Here is a 633-nt window from a genome sequence, read left to right on the forward strand (position 1 = left end):
CTTCAATCCGGCCTTCGAGGAAGCGGCGGCCGACCTGGGTGCCACGCCGTGGCAGAGCTTCCGCCACGTGGTGCTGCCGCTGATCGCGCCGAGCCTGGTGGGGGTCGGCATGTTCGGCTTCACGCTGAGCTGGGACGAGATCGCGCGCACCTCGCAGGCGATCGGCGACGTCAACACGCTGCCGCTGGAGCTGCAGGGGCTGACCAGCACCGTCACCACGCCGGCCATCTACGCGCTCGGCACGGTGACGACGGTGGTGTCGTTCGCGGTGATGGGATGCACGCTGGCGCTGGTGAAGTTCCTCGGCAAGCGGCGCGGCGCCTGACGATGGCCGAAGCGTCCGCGGCGACCGGGGGTGCCGATCGGGTCTATGAGGCGATCTATGCGGCGGTGATCGACCACCGCCTCGCGCCCGGTTCGCGGCTGCGCGAGGAGGAGCTGGCGCAGACCTTCGAGGTCTCGCGCACGCTGGTGCGCCAGGCGCTGCACAAGCTCGCGCAGGACGGCGTGATCGTGCTGCGGCCGAACCGCGGCGCGCAGGTGCCCGAACCGACGCGGCGCGATGGCGAGCATGTGTTCGATGCACGGCGGGTGGTGGAGTGCGAGGTGGCGCGGCGGCTGGCCGGCAAGCTG

2 protein-coding genes are annotated in these 633 nt (G+C 71.4%); both read left to right on the forward strand.

The window, feature by feature from the left end:
* A partial coding sequence (locus AC1D15_RS36035; protein ID WP_477829859.1) for an ABC transporter permease occupies positions 1 to 325 on the forward strand: 325 nt, incomplete at its 5' end.
* Between the two features lie 2 nt (positions 326 to 327).
* Positions 328 to 633 (forward strand): GntR family transcriptional regulator (locus AC1D15_RS36040; RefSeq protein ID WP_477829860.1); only part of this gene is annotated, 306 nt, incomplete at its 3' end.

Source organism: Rhizobacter sp. P2_H2, from assembly GCF_056403375.1.